Source organism: Microbacterium sp. NPDC059771, assembly GCF_042732495.1.
GTDB classification, from domain to species: domain Bacteria; phylum Actinomycetota; class Actinomycetes; order Actinomycetales; family Microbacteriaceae; genus Microbacterium; species Microbacterium sufflavum.
The window spans coordinates 44,290-60,601 of the sequence record NZ_JBHWHK010000003.1 but is presented as its reverse complement, the minus strand read 5'-3'; the positions used below and the strand labels follow the sequence as shown (position 1 = coordinate 60,601).

Annotated in this window: 12 protein-coding genes; 4 read left to right on the top strand and 8 right to left on the bottom strand. The window is 73.5% G+C overall.

Annotation, left to right across the window (positions count from 1 at the left end; translation table 11 throughout):
• Nucleotides 1-10: 10 nt before the first annotated feature.
• Together hrpA and ACFV3I_RS17610 are read left to right on the top strand one after the other, a co-directional pair.
• Nucleotides 11-3,940: an ATP-dependent RNA helicase HrpA gene (gene hrpA / locus ACFV3I_RS17615; protein ID WP_378823832.1), complete on the top strand. Its 3,930-nt coding sequence runs from the start codon at nt 11-13 to the stop codon at nt 3,938-3,940.
• A gap of 191 nt (nt 3,941-4,131) precedes the next feature.
• Nucleotides 4,132-5,076 (top strand): NADP-dependent oxidoreductase, encoded by a 945-nt coding sequence (locus ACFV3I_RS17610; protein WP_136030971.1) that lies wholly within the window; start codon nt 4,132-4,134, stop codon nt 5,074-5,076.
• Between the two features lie 35 nt (nt 5,077-5,111).
• Here the strand turns inward: ACFV3I_RS17610 and ACFV3I_RS17605 are convergent, their stop codons facing one another.
• The 8 genes from ACFV3I_RS17605 to ACFV3I_RS17570 all read right to left on the bottom strand — a co-directional run bounded on the left by ACFV3I_RS17605 (nt 5,112) and on the right by ACFV3I_RS17570 (nt 14,210).
• Complete coding sequence (locus ACFV3I_RS17605) at nt 5,112-5,813, bottom strand: alkylhydroperoxidase domain protein (protein WP_136030969.1); 702 nt, start codon at nt 5,811-5,813, stop codon at nt 5,112-5,114.
• Nucleotides 5,810-6,469, bottom strand: a complete 660-nt coding sequence (locus ACFV3I_RS17600; protein WP_378823829.1) for a CMD domain protein — start codon at nt 6,467-6,469, stop codon at nt 5,810-5,812. Before ACFV3I_RS17600 ends, ACFV3I_RS17605 begins: the two co-directional genes overlap by 4 nt.
• Nucleotides 6,466-7,512, bottom strand: coding sequence for a putative FMN-dependent luciferase-like monooxygenase (locus tag ACFV3I_RS17595; protein WP_378823827.1), 1,047 nt, complete (start codon nt 7,510-7,512; stop codon nt 6,466-6,468). Before ACFV3I_RS17595 ends, ACFV3I_RS17600 begins: the two co-directional genes overlap by 4 nt.
• The gene (locus ACFV3I_RS17590; protein WP_378823826.1) at nt 7,509-9,152 is read right to left on the bottom strand and encodes a dipeptide ABC transporter ATP-binding protein; all 1,644 of its coding nucleotides are present in this window, start codon (nt 9,150-9,152) and stop codon (nt 7,509-7,511) included. Before ACFV3I_RS17590 ends, ACFV3I_RS17595 begins: the two co-directional genes overlap by 4 nt.
• 34 nt (nt 9,153-9,186) lie before the next feature.
• Nucleotides 9,187-10,077: an ABC transporter permease gene (locus ACFV3I_RS17585; RefSeq protein WP_247639088.1), complete on the bottom strand. Its 891-nt coding sequence runs from the start codon at nt 10,075-10,077 to the stop codon at nt 9,187-9,189.
• The gene (locus tag ACFV3I_RS17580) at nt 10,074-11,051 is read right to left on the bottom strand and encodes an ABC transporter permease (RefSeq protein WP_378823824.1); all 978 of its coding nucleotides are present in this window, start codon (nt 11,049-11,051) and stop codon (nt 10,074-10,076) included. The genes ACFV3I_RS17585 and ACFV3I_RS17580 overlap by 4 nt, the downstream gene beginning before the upstream one ends.
• Before the next feature lie 16 nt (nt 11,052-11,067).
• Nucleotides 11,068-12,702 (bottom strand): TIGR04028 family ABC transporter substrate-binding protein, encoded by a 1,635-nt coding sequence (locus ACFV3I_RS17575; RefSeq protein WP_378823822.1) that lies wholly within the window; start codon nt 12,700-12,702, stop codon nt 11,068-11,070.
• A 128-nt stretch (nt 12,703-12,830) separates the two neighbouring features.
• The gene (locus ACFV3I_RS17570; RefSeq protein ID WP_378823821.1) at nt 12,831-14,210 is read right to left on the bottom strand and encodes an NtaA/DmoA family FMN-dependent monooxygenase; all 1,380 of its coding nucleotides are present in this window, start codon (nt 14,208-14,210) and stop codon (nt 12,831-12,833) included.
• 104 nt (nt 14,211-14,314) lie between these two features.
• Between ACFV3I_RS17570 and ACFV3I_RS17565 the strand changes: the two genes are divergently transcribed.
• Both ACFV3I_RS17565 and ACFV3I_RS17560 read left to right on the top strand, forming a co-directional pair.
• The gene (locus ACFV3I_RS17565; protein ID WP_136031079.1) at nt 14,315-15,310 is read left to right on the top strand and encodes a Gfo/Idh/MocA family protein; all 996 of its coding nucleotides are present in this window, start codon (nt 14,315-14,317) and stop codon (nt 15,308-15,310) included.
• Nucleotides 15,303-16,265, top strand: coding sequence for an NYN domain-containing protein (locus tag ACFV3I_RS17560; protein WP_136031082.1), 963 nt, complete (start codon nt 15,303-15,305; stop codon nt 16,263-16,265). Before ACFV3I_RS17565 ends, ACFV3I_RS17560 begins: the two co-directional genes overlap by 8 nt.
• The last annotated feature ends 47 nt before the right edge of the window (nt 16,266-16,312 follow it).

Sequence of the window (16,312 nt, the reverse complement as noted above, 5' to 3'; positions counted from 1 at the left end):
ATGGAGGGCTATGTCCTCCCCCGTGATCTCCTATCCCCCGGAGCTGCCCGTCAGCGCCGCGCGGAAGGAGATCGCCGACGCCGTGCGCGACCACCAGGTCGTGATCGTCGCGGGCGCGACCGGTTCGGGCAAGACCACCCAGCTGCCCAAGATCGCGCTCGAACTCGGCCGCGAGCGCATCGCCCACACGCAGCCCCGACGCCTGGCCGCCCGCACGATCGCGGAGCGCGTCGCGGAGGAGCTGCACGTCGAGCTCGGCACGCTCGTGGGCTACAAGGTGCGCTTCACCGACAAGGTCTCCGATGCCACGCGCATCGCGCTGATGACCGACGGGATCCTGCTCAACGAGATCCACCGCGACCGGCTGCTCACGCGCTACGACACGATCATCATCGACGAGGCGCACGAGCGCTCCCTCAACGTCGACTTCCTGCTCGGCTACCTCGCCCGCATCCTCCCGGAGCGCCCCGACCTCAAGGTGATCATCACCTCGGCGACCATCGACCCGGAGAGCTTCGCGCGGCACTTCGCCGCCGCCGACGGCACCCCCGCCCCGATCATCGAGGTCTCCGGCCGCACGTACCCGGTGGAGGTCCGCTACCGGCCCCTCGTGGACGACGCGGACGAGGAGGCATCGGCATCCGGCGACCCGGAGGACGAGGTGTCCGCGATCGTCGCGGCCCTGCGCGAGCTGGACCGTGAAGCCCCCGGCGACGTGCTGGTGTTCCTGCCCGGCGAGGCCGAGATCCGTGATGCGGCCGATGCGGTGCGCGGCGCCTACGGGAAGGACCGCTCCCCCACCGAGGTGCTGCCGCTGTTCGGACGGCTCTCGGCGGCTGAACAGCACCGGGTGTTCGAGCGGAGTCGCGTGGCGGGGGTGCGACGGCGGGTCGTGCTCGCCACGAACGTCGCCGAGACCAGCCTCACCGTGCCGGGCATCAAGTACGTGATCGACACCGGCACCGCCCGCATCTCCCGGTACAGCAACCGCTCCAAGGTGCAGCGCCTGCCGATCGAGGCGATCTCCCAGGCCTCAGCGAACCAGCGCTCGGGGCGCGCCGGCCGCACGAGCGAGGGCATCGCGATCCGCCTCTATTCGGAGGAGGACTACGACCGGCGCCCGGAGTACACCGAGCCGGAGATCCTGCGCACCTCGCTCGCCTCGGTCATCCTGCAGATGCTGTCGCTGGGGTTCGGCGACATCGAGGCGTTCCCGTTCCTCACCCCGCCCGACTCCCGCGGCGTGAAGGCCGCGTTCGACCTGCTCACCGAGCTGGGCGCGGTCGAGCCGTCGCGGCGGGACGGCTCGACGCATCTCACGCGCGTGGGCCGCGACATCGCCCGCATGCCGATCGATCCGCGGTTCGCGCGCATGCTCCTCGAGGCGGGACGCGACCGCAGCGGCGCCGTCCTGCGCGACGTGCTCGCGATCGTCGCCGGACTCACGATCCAGGATGTGCGGGAGCGGCCGGAGGAGCGCCGCGAGGAGGCCGACCGCCTGCACGCGCGCTTCGCCGACCCCACGAGCGACTTCCTGACCCTGCTGAACCTGTGGAACCACCTGCGCGAGCAGCAGCGCGAGCTGGGGTCGAGCGCGTTCCGCCGGCTGTGCCGCGCCGAGCACCTCAACTACGTGCGCGTGCGCGAATGGTTCGACGTGCACCGCCAGCTGCGCACGCTCGGCAAGAACCCGGAGCGCGGCGCGGAGGCGGGTGGCGCGGCCGACCCCGACGCGATCCACCGCGCCCTGCTGTCTGGTCTGCTGTCGCAGATCGGCATCCTCGACGAGCGCACGGCCCCGGCCGGCAAGAGCCACTCCCCCGCGAAGGACCCGAAGCGCCGGGTGACCGAGTACCGCGGGGCCCGCGGCATCCGGTTCTCGATCTTCCCCGGCTCGGCGCTGCGCAAGAAGAGCCCGCGGGCCGTGATGGCGGCGGAGATCGTGGAGACCTCCCGCACCTTCGCCCGCACGGTCGCCCAGATCGACCCCGCGTGGGCCGAGCCGCTGGCCGGTGACCTCGCGAAGCGTCAGGTCACGGAGCCGCACTGGTCGAAGGATGCCGGAGCCGCCGTCGCCTTCGAGAAGGTGACGCTGTTCGGGGTGGAGATCATCCCCCGCCGGCGCGTGCAGTTCGCCCGCATCGACCGGGCCGCGTCGCGCGAGCTGTTCGTGCGGCACGCGCTCGTGGAGGGCGAGTGGGATCCGTCGCGCATCGACAAGCGGGTGAGCGCGTTCTGGCGCAGCAACGCCGAGCTGCGCCGCCGCCTGGAGAAGCTGGAGGAGCGGGAGCGCCGCCGCGACATCCTCGCCGGCGACGAGGCCGTGTTCCGCTTCTACGACGAGCGCATCCCCGCCGACGTGTTCGATGTGCGCTCGTTCGAGAAGTGGTGGCGCGAGGCGCTCACGACCGCGCCGAAGCTGCTCGTGATGCGCGAGAGCGACCTGGTCGACGAGGCCGACCGCGCCGACCAGCGCGAGTTCCCCACGCGGTGGACGCAGGGCGACCAGGTGCTGGGGCTCGCCTACCGCTTCGAGCCCGGAGCCCCCGACGATGGCGTGAGCGTGGTGCTGCCCCTGCCGCTGCTCGCGCAGATCGAGGACCGCGGCTTCGACTGGCAGGTGCCGGGTCTGCGCGCCGAGCTCGTCACGGGACTGCTGCGCGCGCTGCCCAAGGCCATCCGCCGCCACGTGGTGCCCGCCGCCGACTGGGCGGAGAAGTTCGGCGCCGAGCTGGCCGACCAGGGCCCGGAGTCGCACGAGGGCCTTCCCCCGCGCACGCTCAAGGAGGCACTGGCCCGCCTCATCCAGCCTCTCGCGAACCAGCTCGTGTCGGCCGCGGACTTCGAGGACGACCGCGTGCCCGCGCACCTGCGCATGAACTTCCGCGCCGTGGACGAACGCGGCCGCGTGGTCGGCTCGGGGCGCGACCTCCGGGCACTGCAGACCGAGCTGTCGGACCGCGCCCGCAGCAGCGTCGCCCGCTCCATCGCGGCGCCGTCACGACGCGCGAGCCCGACCGCGGCGGGCGCCGAGCGCGTCGCGGCCGCCCCGGTGGAGCAGACCGGGCTGACCGCGTGGACCTTCGGCGACCTGCCCGAGGTGCTCGACACCCGGGTCGCCGGCGGCGTCGTGCGCGGCTACCCGGCGATCGTCGACGCGGGCAAGAGCGTCTCCGTACGCGTGGAGGCGACCGCGGAGGCCGCCGCGACCGCGACCAGGGACGGCGTGCTCCGGCTGGTGCTGCTCACGGTGCCCTCGCCGTCGTCGTACGTGCAGGAGCATCTGACGAGCCAGGAGAAGCTGGCGCTCGCGGCGTCGCCGTATCCCTCCGCCGCGGCGCTGATCGAAGACGCCAGGGCCGCGGTCGCCCGCCGCGTGATCGACGCGTCGACGGGCGGGCCGGACGGCGCCGGTCGCGGCATCGTGCGCACGGAGGCCGAGTTCGCCCGCGTCCGGGAGGCGGTGTCGGCGGTGCTCGTGGACGAGCTGTTCGCCGCCGTGTCCCTGGTGGCGCGGATCCTGGTCAAGGCGCGCGAGGTCGAGCGGGGCATCAAGGCGCAGAACTCCCTGGCGCTGCTCGGACCGCTGAACGACATCCGCACGCAGCTGAGCGGTCTGCTGCACCCCGGGTTCGTGTCGGCGGCGGGCATCGACCGGCTCGCGCACTACCCCCGCTACCTCGACGGCATGCTCGACCGCCTGAAGACGCTGGCGAACGAGCCGGGCAAGGACCGGGCGCGGCTGACCGAGTTCGAGCGCATGGCGACCGCGTTCACCGAGGCGGGCGGCACGATCCCGCTGCCGCCCGACGCGCCGCCGACGCTGGTGGAGGTGCGGTGGCTGCTGGAGGAGTACCGCGTGAGCGTGTTCGCGCAGCGCCTCGGCACCGCGCAGCCGGTCTCGCCGCAGCGGATCATGAAGGCGCTGTCCGGGCGCTGATCCTGCCCCGGCGCTGACGGTGTCCTCCCCGGGCGGTGATCCTGTCCGGGCGCTGACCGTGTCCTCCCCGGGCGGTGATCCTGACCGGGCGCTGATCCTGTCCCGGCGCTGATCCTGCCCCGGCGCTGATCCGGTCCGGGCGCTGATCCTGTCCGGGCGCTGACGGTGTCCTCCCCGGGTAGCCTGGGGACATGGCCAGCGCGATCGTCTACACCGAGTTCGGCTCCCCCGATGTCCTGCACCTGATGGAGGTGCCCGATCCCGTCGCCGTGCGCGGCGAGGCCGTGGTGCGCATCGAGGCCGCCGGCGCGAACCCCATCGACGCGAAGCTGCGCAGCGGCAAGCGTCCGTCACCGCCGATCACCGAACCGCGGGGCGTCGGCTTCGACGGCGCGGGCGTGGTGGAGGTGCTCGGCGAGGGCGTCGACGGGCTGGAGGTGGGCGACCGCGTCGCGATCCGTGACACGGTCGGCACGTACGCCTCGGCGCTCGCGGTCGAGGCCGACAAGCTGGTGAAGCTCCCCGACGCGGTGACCGCGGCCGAGGGCGCCGCGATCGGCATCCCCGCCGGCACCGCGTATCAGGCGCTGCGCTCGCTCGGCGTGACCGCGGGCGACGTGCTCCTGGTGCACGGCGGCTCCGGCTCGGTGGGTCAGGCGGCGGTGCAGTTCGCGGTGGCCGGCGGCGCGACCGTGATCGCCACCGCGAGCCCCGCCCGGCACGAGCAGCTGCGCGAGCTCGGTGCCCTCCCCGTCGCATACGGAGACGGCCTGCTCGACCGCGTGCGCGCGGCCGCTCCGTCGCCCGTCACGGTGGCGCTCGACTGCGCGGGCACGGACGAGGCCATCGAGACCTCGCTCGCCCTGGTGCCCGACCGCGACCGCATCGCCACGATCGTGCGCGGCCCCGACGCGGCCGACTTCGGCATCCGCGCGTTCTCGGGCGGCTCCCCCGTCCCGCTCACGGAGCAGGAGCTCGCCTGGCGCGCCGAAGCCCTGGAGAAGACCGTCGAGCTGCTCGCATCGGGCGACTTCACGATCGAGCTCGGCCCGGAGCTCCCGCTCGCCGAGGCGGCCCGGGCCCATGAGCTCATGGAATCCGGCGCCGCCTCCGGCAAGATCATCCTGGTGCCGTAGCCATCACCCTGGTGCCGGAGCCGGGGCCGTCCGGCTCAGGCCGGAGCCACGGGTCGACCGAGCGACAGCATCAGCCGGTTCGCCCAGTTGAAGAACGCGGCGCCGTGCACCACGTCGGCGATCTCGCCGTCGTCGAGCCCCGCGGATCGCAGGAGCGCGATGTGGTCGGGCCCGAACGCGCTGGGCGTCTCGGTCAGCGCGACGGAGGCCGCGACGATCGCGTTCCACCGCTCGCCGAGGTGGGCGGACACGCCCTCGTCGAGCAGCCGGTCCACGTCGTCCGGCCGCTTGCTGTGATGCGCCGCGAAGCGCGAGTGCACCGAGGCGCAGAACACGCAGCCGTTGCGCCGCGAGGCCGCGGTGGCCGCCAGCTCACGATCGGCCCTGGGCAGTCCGTCGGCGACGTTGTAGAAGATGTCCTTGTCGACCAGGGTGCGCGCCCGGAGCACCTCGGGGTCGCGCGCGAGCAGACGGAAGTAGTCGTTCTTGGCGCGAGCGGTGTCGACCAGGCCGTCATAGTGCCGCTCGGTCAGCTCGTCCTCCGCGAGCGGGGGCAGGTGCGGCGTCCACCCGACCTCGGCGCGCGTGAACCCGTGCGGGTGCGGGGCGTCGTCGTGTCGGAGCACGGTGTCGGCGGTGTCGGTGGTGTCGGTGGTGTCGGGCTCGGTGGTGGTGTCGGGATCGGTGGTGTCGGTGGTGTCGGGCTCGGTGGCAGCGGTGGCGTCGGCGGTGGTCATGCGGCCTCCTCCTCGGTGGACGCGGCGGTGGGCACGGTCGTGGCGGTGGTGGCGGCGGTGGTGGCGGTCGCGAGTCCGGCGGCGGCGAGCACGCGGAGCCCGGTCACGACGCGCTGCTGGAACGCCAGGAACGACACGAGCTGCGACACCGTGACGATGCCGTCGGGCGTCCACCCCGCGTCGAGCAGGCGGCCCAGGTCGGCGGCCGAGGCCTCGCGCGGCCGCAGCACCAGCAGGTGCGCGTGGGCGAGCGCGGCGGCCATTCGCCCGCCCAGAGCGTCCGTGGCGGTGGCGTCCGGCGCATACCTCAGCCCGTCGGTGCTCTCCCCCTGGAGCCCGGCCTCGGTGTACGCGCCGAACGGACCGGTGGCGGCGGCCCCGGCCAGCTCGGCCCTAACCACCGCGGCGCGCTCGGGATCGGCGGCCTCCGCCCGGTCGGCGTAGAACAGCGCGGTGGGGTCGTCGGCGCCGGCGAGTCCGGTCGCGAAGGCCGCGATCAGCTCGCGCTCGGCCTGGGACGCGTGCTGCACCGAGACGGGGCGGAACAGCGCGTCGAAGCTCGCCTGCAGCTGCTCGCGCGTGATCGGACGGCGCCGCCGCAGCGCGTCGAGCCCCGGCGTCACCTCCGCGATGCGGTCGACGATGTCGTCGGTCATGCGTTCTCCTTGAGGGTCGTGTCCGCGGGGGACGGGGTGAGGGCGTAGCCGAGTGCCGGGGCGACCTCGGCGGCGAACAGCTCGATCGAGCGCAGCACGTGCTCGTGGGGCGCGTCGACCGAGTGCACCTGGATCGCGACCTCGGTCGCGCGGGACAGCGTCGCGTCGTCCGCGAGCGAGGCGGCCACCTCCTCCGGCGTGCCCAGGTGGGTGTCGAGCGCGGCGATCAGGTCGTCGAGGTCGTCGCCCGGGATCGTCTGCCCCTGGCGGCGGAAGCCCTCCGCGGCGCGCCGCAGCCCGACCTCCGCGAACCGCAGCGCCTCGGCCCTGCCATCCGCCACGAACACGGTGCGCGAGGCCGTGATGCGCGGCGTGACGCCGGCCGGCAGCGCGTCGAGGTAGGCGTCGATGATGGGGTCCTGCAGCTCCGACAGCGGCGCGCGGAGGCGCTCGGCCGTGCGCGGCTGCGTGCGCGAGAGCAGCAGCCCGTGGCCGTGCACACCCGCGCGGCGCCCGCCCGCGGCCGAGAACGTCGCCTGCCAGACGCGCGAGGCGAGGTCGCCCGGGTCGGGGTACAGGGTGTTGTCGCCGCCGACGTCCTCGCCCGCGAGCGCGTCGAGCAGCACGCGCAGCTTGCGGTCGTACGTGGCGGCCTTGTCGCGCGCATCCTCCCCGAACGGCACGAACGACGAGGGCGTGCCCCCGCTGCCGAGCCCGAGATCGAGACGCCCGCCGGAGAGCAGGTCGGCGACCACCGCGTCCTCCGCCACGCGCACCGGGTCTTCCAGTGGCAGCGTGATCACCCCGGTGCCGAGCCGGAGGCGGTTCGTATGCGCCGCGGCGTGCGCCAGGAACACGAGCGGCGACGGCAGCCCGCCCTCCGCGGCGCGGAAGTGATGCTGCGCGACCCACGCACGACCGATGCCGTGCCGCTCCGCGTGCTGGAGCTGCGCCGTGGCCAGCGCGTAGCGATCGGCGGGCGACGCATCGTCGAGCAGACGGGTGAAGAACGCCACGGTGGGTGCGGCGGCTGGTGCGGTCATGCGAGGACCTCTCGGCTCTGGGGAGCGTCGCCGACGCCGGGCACGGCGGCGAGCAGCTCCCTGGTGTACTCGTGCTGCGGGTCGTGGAACAGCTCCTCGGTCCGGCCCTCCTCCACCACACGGCCGCGGCGCATGACCGACACCGTGTGACTGATGCGCCGCACCACCGCGAGGTCGTGCGAGATGAAGAGGTAGGTGAGCCCGAGCTCGGCCTGCAGCGAGGTGAGCAGCTCGAGGATGCGGGCCTGCACCGTCACGTCGAGCGCGGACACCGCCTCGTCGAGCACCACGATCTCCGGGTCGATCGCGAGGGCACGGGCGATCGCGACGCGCTGCCGCTGCCCGCCCGACAGCTCCCGCGGGGTGCGGCGGGCGACGTCGGCCGGCAGCGCCACCCGGTCGAGCAGTGCGAGTGCGCGCTCCCGCCGTTCGGCCCTGCCGCCGACGCGGAAGTTCTGCAGGGGCTCCGCGACGATGTCGACGACGTGCTGCCGCGGATCGAGCGACGCGAACGGGTTCTGGTACACGAGCTGGATGCGCCGGCGCAGCGCGCGCAGCGGCGCCCCCGTCGCGGCCGTCACGTCGGCCCCGGCGACCTCGATCGATCCGGCATCAGGGCGGTGGAACCGGGTGACGAGTCGTGCCGTGGTGGTCTTGCCCGAGCCCGACTCCCCCACGAGCGCGTGCGTGGTGGCGCGGCGCACGCGGAACGACACGTCGTCCACCGCGCGGAACCGCTCGCGACCCGCCACGCGGAACTCCTTCACGAGCCCCTCGGCGACGATCGCGTAGGGGTTCTCGGCGGCGACCGCGGCCGCATCCCGCAGGAACGGCGGTGCGTCCGGCCGGCGGAACCCGGTCGCGAAGGCGGGCGCGTCGGCGAGCAGCTGCCGCGTGTACGGCTCCCGCGGCGCCGCGAGCACCGCGTCGCTCGCCCCCTGCTCGACGATGCGGCCGTCCTTGAGCACCACGAGCCGCGCGGCACGGTCGGCCGCGACCCCCAGGTCGTGCGTCACCAGCAGGATGCTCGTGCCCTCCTCGCGCTGGAGCTCGTCGAGAAGGTCGAGCACCGTGCGCTGCACCGTGGCGTCGAGCGCGCTGGTGGGCTCGTCCGCGATCAGCAGCCGCGGGCGCAGCGCCACCGCGGTCGCGATCAGCACCCGCTGCCGCATGCCGCCGGAGAGCTCGTGCGGGTACTGCCGTGCGCGCAGCCCCGGGTCGTCGATGCCCACGCGGTCGAGCAGCTCGATCGCCCTGGCCCTGCGCGACCTCCGGTCCCGGTGCCCGTGCAGGCGCAGGATCTCCTCCACCTGCACCCCGACCGGGCGCACGGGGTCGAGCGAGGTGGTGGGGTCCTGCGGCACGAGCCCGATCTCGGGGCCGCGGATGCTGCGCAGGGCGCGGTCGCTCCAGCCGGCGATGTCGAGCTCGCCGAGGAGAACGCGCCCCGCGTCGACGCGGCCACCCTCCGGCAGCAGCCCCAGCAGCGCGTGCGCCGTGGTGGACTTGCCCGACCCGGACTCGCCGACGAGCGCGAGCGTCTCGCCCTCGGCGATGTCGAACGAGATGCCGTGCACGACCTCGCGGTCGCCATACGACACCGTGAGGTCGGTGGCGGCGAGGACGGGGCCCGCACTCATCGCACTCCCCTTCCGAGGCGGTGGCGGGTAACACTCATCGCACTCCCCTTCCGAGGCGATGGCTGATGCGGTTGGCGCTGAGCACCACCGCGACCACGACGAGGCCGGGGAGGGCGGTGAGCCACCAGGCCGTCGCGATGTAGTTGCGCCCCTCGGCGATCAGCAGGCCCCACTCGGGCGTGGGCGGCGGAGCGCCGTAGCCGAGGAACCCGAGCGTGGAGATGGCGAGGATCGCGGTGCCGAACTGGAGCGCGGCGAGCGCGACGATCGGGGTGAGCGAGTTGGGCAGCACGTGGCGGCGCAGCACGGCGACGAACGTCCCGCCACTGCCGAACGCCGCCTCGACGTACTCGGTGCGCCGCACCCGCGCGACCTCGGCGCGCATCAGGCGCGCGAACGCCGCGACGCTGCCGAGTCCCACCGCGATGGCCGCGTTGACGGTGCCGAACCCGAGCAGGATGATCACCGACAGCGACAGCAGCAGGCCGGGGATCGCCAGGAGCACGTCGACGATGCGCATCAGCACGTCGTCCACGATCCCGCCGACCGATCCGGCGATCGCACCGAGCACCGTGCCCAGGGCGAGGCCGACCGTCACCGCGATCAGCGCGCCGGAGAGCGAGTGCACCGCGCCGTGCACGACCCGGCCGAACAGGTCGCGGCCGAGCGTGTCCGTGCCGAACCAGTGCGCGGCGCTCGGTGGCAGCAGCTTGTCGGCCGGCACGCCCGTGAGCGGGTCGCCCGGCGCGAACACCCCGGGGATCAGCGCCCAGAGCACCGCGAGCGCCACCGCGGCGACGGCCAGGTAGAGCCCCCACGGGCGGCGACGCAGGCCGCGACGGCGCCGCGGGGTCGCGGCGGGGGCGGGGGCCGAGGGGGTCGCGGAGACGGCGTCCGCGGTCTCGGCGATCACGGGCGCGGTCATGCGGTGGCCTCCTGCAGCGTCCGGCGGGGTTCGGGGCGACCGCGGCGGGCGGAGGTGCGCTGCCGCGGGTCGATGAGCGGCGTGGCGAGGTCGACCGCGAAGCTGATGAGCACGAAGCCGAGTGCCGACAGCAGCACCACCCCCTGCAGCACCGGGATGTCCTGGTTCGCGACGGCCTGCTCCGTGAGGCGTCCGATCCCGGTCCGGCCGAACACGGTCTCCGTCACGACGGCGCCGCCCACGAGCTCACCGAACAGCACGCCCGCGATCGTGAGCGTCGGCACCGCCGCGTTGCGCGCGACCGAGCGCGTGAGCACCCACGCCGGCGGTGCGCCCTTCGCCCGCAGCACCGTCACGAACGGCTGCGCCTGCACCTGGTCGATCGCCCGCACCAGCACCTGGGCGAGGGGCGCGGAGATCGGCACGGCCAGGGTGAGCACGGGCAGCACGAGACCGCTCACCGGGTCGGCTCCCACGATCGGCACCCAGCCGAGGCCGAACGAAAACACCTGGATGAGCAGGATCCCGAGCCAGAACACCGGCACCGCGACGAAGAGGCCAGGCACCTGGCGCAGTCCCGTGCGCAGCCACGCGAACGGCGCCAGCGACGACAGCCCGGCGATCAGCACGGCCAGCACGAGCGCCACCGCGAGCCCGAGCGACGCGAGCAGCAAGGTGGCGGGCAGCGCCTCGGCCAGCATCGTGCGCACCGGGGTGCCGAACTGCGTCGAGTAGCCGAAGTCGCCGGCGAGGAAGCCGAGCCCGGCGTGCGCGTACTGCTCCCACCACGGCAGGTCGGCGCCATAGGTCGCGCGGATCCCGTCGAGCTGCTCCGGCGAGAGCCCGAGGCTCGGGTCGGAGAACTTGATCAGGATCGCGTCGCCCGGCAGGAGCTGCAGCAGGAAGAAGGTGGCCGTGAAGGCCGCGACCAGCACGATCGCGGCCTGCCCGGCTCGTCGGAGGACGAAGCTCATCGCGTCACCGTCGCCCTCAGTGCTCCGCGAGCCAGACGCCGGAGAACGTGGGGCGCCCGACCGACTCGAACGCCACGCCGTGCACGTACGTCGCGGCACCGTAGACCTGCGGCTCCTCGAACAGCGGGATCACGTAGGCCTGCTCGGCGATGTAGTCCTGCACGGCCTGCGACGCGGCGATGCGCGCGTCGGCGTCGGGCTCGGAGGCCACGGCGAGCAGCAGCTCGTCGAGCGTCGCGTCCTGCGAGATCAGCACGTCGCGGTTCTTCGTGAAGTACTGGCTCTTGATCACGTCGAGGTCGGCGCGTCCGACCATCGAGTGATAGAACCCGGTCTTCAGCGGGTCTCGCGTGTCCTCGGCATAGGTGCCGGCATCGCCGGGCTTCACGGTCAGCTCGACGCCGACCTTCGCGAGCTGCTGGGCGATCAGCTCCAGCGTCTGCTTCGACAGCGGCTGCGGCTTCGCCTCGTAGACCGTGATCGCGAGGCGCTCGCCGTCCTTCTCCCTGATGCCGTCGCCTGCGGGCGTCCAGCCGGCCTCGTCGAGCAGTTCCTCGGCCCGGTCGGGGTCGAAGGTGTAGTGCTCCGACTCGTCCTTGTAGCCGACCGCCTGGGAGGACAGCACCGACGTCGCCACCGGGTAGTTCTCGGTGAAGAGCGTGTCGACCACCTCCTGCGCGTTCACGGCCGCGATGATCGCCTGGCGCACGCGGATGTCGGAGAGCAGCGGGTTGTCCGGCCGCAGGGCGATCGAGTTGTTCACGCCGCGGGTCTGCGGGGCGTAGAGCGTGAAGCCGGCGCCCTCCACACGGTCCTCGTCGAACGCCTGCACGTAGCGCACGTAGTCGGCCTGCCCCGCGAGCAGCGAGCCGATGCGCACGGAGTCCTCCGGGGTGATCAGCACGTGCACGGCGTCGAGGTACGGGCGGCCGTCGTTGTCGGCGCTCTCCGGACCCCAGGCGTAGTCGTCGCGCGCGGCGAGGGTGTACTCCGTGCCGAGCTTCTCGTCGGTGACGGTGAACGGACCGGAGCCGACGATGTCGGCCGCATTGCCCGCGCCGAAGTCCTCGATCGTGCCGTCGAGCGTATCGGGTGACAGCAGGCCGGAGTTGATGGTGGACGTGGCCTGCAGGAACCCGGGCGACGGGGCGGAGAAGCGGAACGTGACGGTGTCCTCGTCGACCACCTCGCTGCCGGCGTAGTTGTTGATCGCCTCGGACACGGTGAGCCCGCGGTCGGCGTCGCCCAGGCCGTAGGTGTCGAAGTTCTTCGCGACGGCGGCGGCGTCGAGGGGCGTGCCGTCCGAGAAGGTGACGCCGGGGTTCAGGTCGAACGTGTACTCGGTGGCGTCGTCGTTCACGGTCCAGTCCGCGGCGACCCACGGCTCGATCTCGAGCGTCTCCGGGTTCTGCCACGTGAGCCGGGCGGCGATGTTGTTGACGATGCCGCCGTTCGGGTAGAAGCCGGCCTGCGGCGGGTACAGGTTCGTGTAGGCCTGGTGCTCCAGGTACGTGAGCGTGCCGCCCGTGACAGGGGCCCCGGCGTCGGTCGGTGTGCCGGCGGGGGCGGCGGAGGTCGCGCACGCGGCGAGGCTCCCGGCCAGGACGAGGGGCAGCGCGACGGCGGCGGTGCGGATCAGGCGGCGGTTCATGCGGAGGACTCCTCGGGGGTGCGGGTGGGTGCAGGTGGGTACGGGTGCGGCGTGGGGTTCACGCTAGGAAGCGGCGGGCGGTGCGCGCCGGGCGGCGGACGCGGAAGGTCGCCCGGCGACACCCGCGGTCACGCATCGACACGCGACGTCACACGCAGGCGGTCGCGCAGCGTGATCGCGCCGTCGCCGTGCTCGCGCAGCAGTCCGCGTCGCCGCAGCTCGGGCGCCGCCAGGTGCGTGAACGCCTCGAACTGCGCGGGCTGGAACGCCGAGAGCACGTTGAACCCGTCGGCCGCTCCCGCGTCGCGCCACGTCTCGAAGTGGTCGGCGACCGCGGCGGCGTCACCGACCACGAACGCGGCGGGCACGGCGTGCGCGGCGACCAGATGCCGCCAGGTGAGGGCTGCGTCGGCGCCGATGCCGAGACCCGCGAGGTGGGCCACGCGCTCGATCAGGGCGGCCCCTCGTCCGCCGAGGCGCAGCGCCTCGGCGGGAGCGACGGGGGCGTCGAAGGCCGCGTCGCGCAGGGGGTCGTCCCCCGGCACGTCGAGGGCGTCCGCGAGCGCCGCGACCGTGCGGTTCGCCGGGAAACCGGGGCGCTCGACCTGATGCCCCTCCGCGAGCGGCACGAGCGCGAGCAACCGCGCCACGATGCGCTGCGCCTCGGCGTGCGTCTCGGCGACCACGGGCAGCACGGGCGCGATCACCCGCAGTTCCTCCGGCGAGCGCCCGGCCTCCGCCGCGATCTCCCGCAGCCCCCGCCGCGTGGCGACCGCGTCGGCCAGGGTCGGCGAGGCGATGAGGGCGAGGTCGGCCGCGGTCGCGGCGAGCGCACGCGACCGCGGCGACGTGCCGGCGTGCACCACCGGGATGCGCCCCTGCGGCGGTCGTGCGACGTTGAGCGGTCCCGTCACGCGCACGTGCGCGCCCTCCAGGTTCGCGGCGCGCAGCCGGTCGGCGTCGATCAGCACCCCGCGTTCGGCGTCGGCGATCCAGGCGTCGGCGTCCCACGAGTCCCAGAGCCGGCGCAGCGCCGTGACGAACTCCTCCGCCCGGTCGTAGCGGGTCTCGTTGTCGGCGTGCGCCTCGCGTCCGTGGTTGCCCGCCGCGCGCGGCTCGGCCCCGGTGACCAGGTTCACCCCGGCGCGTCCGCCCGAGAGCACGTCGAGCGACGCCAGCGACCGCGCGGTCGTGTACGGATCCGCGTAGGTCGTGTTGACGGTCGCGATGAGCCCGATGCGCGAGGTGAGGCCGGCCAGGAACAGCACGGCGCTGACCGGGTCGATGCGCGCGAGCAGGTACGGGTCGCGGAACTCCAGGTCGGGGCCCGTCGCGAGCCAGTCGCCGAAGAACAGGTAGTCGAGCCCGGCCTCCTCGCCCGCCGCGGCGATGCGCCGCAGGACCTCGGCGTCGCGTGCGGGGTCGCGGTGTGCTCCGGGGTGACGCCAGCCGGACGGGTAGGCACCGAGCGTGCGCACCATGGCGCCGATCACGAGGGGTTCGGTCATGCCGTCACGCTAGGAGCGCGGGACGGCGGCGACCACGGCGCGGAAGCCGGGGGTCACGCGACGTCACACGGCGACATGTCCACCCCACCCTCTACGCTGAGAGGATGACTGGTCTTCGTTGGGGAATCCTCGCGACCGGCGGCATCGCCGGCGCCTTCGCTTCCGACCTGCGCACGGCGGGCCTCGACCTGGTCGCGGTCGGCTCGCGCTCGCAGGAGTCCGCCGACGCGTTCGCCGCGCGGTTCGACATCCCGCACGCGCACGCCTCGTACGAGGCGCTCGTGGCGGATCCCGACGTCGACATCATCTACGTCTCCACACCCCATCCGATGCACCACGAGAACGCCCGGCTCGCCCTGGAGCACGGCAAGCACGTGCTGGTCGAGAAGGCGTTCACGCTGAACCAGACCGAGGCCGCCGACCTGCAGGCGCTCGCCGCCGAGCGCGGCCTGCTGGTCACCGAGGCCATGTGGACCAGGTATCTGCCGCACATGGTGCGCATCCGCGAGCTGATCGCCGAGGGGGCGCTGGGCGAGATCCGCACCGTGAGCGCCGACCACACGCAGCTCCTGCCGACCGACCCGGCGCACCGCCTGAACGCGCTGGAGCTGGGCGGCGGCGCGCTGCTCGACCTCGGCATCTACCCGATCTCGTTCATCTGGGACATCCTGGGTGCCCCCACCAGCATCCGCGCGGTGGGCCGCCTGGTCGAGACGGGCGCCGACTCCGAGGTCGCCACGGTCATGACGCACGAGGGCGGCGCAGTGTCGACCAGCCTGTCGTCCTCGCGCGGCGCGGGCCCCAACGCGGCGAGCATCGTGGGCACCGCCGCCCGCATCGACATCGATCGCGTCTGGTACGCGCCCACCACGTTCCGTCTGGTGCTGCCCGACGGCACGGTCGCGGAGGAGTACGTGACCGACATCACCGGGCGCGGGATGCAGTTCGAGGCGATCGCGGCGGAGCGTCTCGTGGCCGAGGGGAACCTCGCCGGCGACATCCTCCCGATCGCCGAGAGCGTCGCGATCATGGGGGCGCTCGACGAGATCCGCGCCCAGATCGGCGTCCGCTACCCCGGCGAGGAGGACCACCGTGGCTGAGACCCCCGACGCCCGTGTCGCGGTCTACCTCGACTTCGACAACATCGTCATCTCCTGGTACGACCGCGTCCACGGCCGCAACTCGTACGGCAAGGACCGCCAGCGCATCACCGAGAACCCGAACGACCCCGAGGTCGCCGAGCGGTTGAACAGGGCGATGATCGAGGTCGGCGCCATCATCGACTACGCCGCCTCGTTCGGCACCCTCGTGCTCACCAGGGCCTACGCCGACTGGTCGTCGCCCGTGAACGCCGAGTACCGCTCGCAGCTCGTGGCCCGTGCGGTCGACCTGGTGCAGCTGTTCCCGGCCGCCGCGTACGCCAAGAACGGCGCCGACATCCGGCTCGCGGTCGACGCGGTGGAGGACATGTTCCGCCTGCCCGACCTCACCCACGTGGTGATCGTGGCGGGCGACAGCGACTACGTGCCGCTCGCGCAGCGCTGCAAGCGCCTCGGCCGCTACGTGATCGGGGTCGGCGTGGCCGGCTCCACCGCGAAGTCGCTCGCCGCCGCGTGCGACGAGTTCGAGTCGTACGACTCGCTGCCCGGTGTCGCCCGCCCGGCGAAGAGCGTGAACCGCACGCCCGCGGAAGCCCCGGCGGAACTCGCGGCCCCACCGGCGGACACCGCGACCAAGCCGAAGGCGGCGCCCAAGACGCGCGCGAAGGCCAAGGCCGCGAAGACCGAGGAGCCCAAGGTCGAGGAGAAGATCGACGACCAGGGCGAGGCCACGCGTCTGCTGGAGCGGGCGCTGCGCCTCGGGCACGACAAGGCCGATGCCGACGAGTGGCTGCACAGCTCAGCGGTCAAGACGCACATGCGCCGCATGGACCCGTCCTTCAGCGAGAAGGCGCTCGGCTACCGGTCGTTCTCCGACTTCCTGAAGTCGCGCGACGACATCGCCGAGCTCGAGGAGACGGGGCACGAGCGCCTCGTCCGCCTGCGCGAGCCCTGATCCCCCCGCCTGCGCGAGCCCTGATCCACCCGCCTGCGCGGGGCCTG